The sequence below is a fragment of the Levilactobacillus koreensis JCM 16448 genome, assembly GCF_001435525.1.
GTDB classification, from domain to species: Bacteria; Bacillota; Bacilli; order Lactobacillales; family Lactobacillaceae; genus Levilactobacillus; species Levilactobacillus koreensis.
Genome location: NZ_AZDP01000102.1, coordinates 101,638 through 101,924, shown reverse-complemented (window position 1 = coordinate 101,924; position 287 = coordinate 101,638).

Sequence of the window (287 nt, the reverse complement as noted above, 5' to 3'; positions counted from 1 at the left end):
CCGCACTCCGGCTGACAGGGATTCCGCCTGCTGTGGGGACGCTTCAGACTGGGAAATCACCAGTCTTCTCGCTCGCTTTGAAGCCACGAAGACCGCGTGTCTCCAAAGTCGCCCGTGCTGTAAGCTGGCTAATCGCCAGCTAACACCACCTCCACGGCTGGCTGCATCCCTGTCCTCCTCCGGCTCTGACTGTGCCTTACAACGACAGCAGTCGGAAGACATAGAGGCTTAGCACTTTCGGTCCAATCTATAACGATTGTTACAGTCAGTATCCTCGTTGCCTAAGA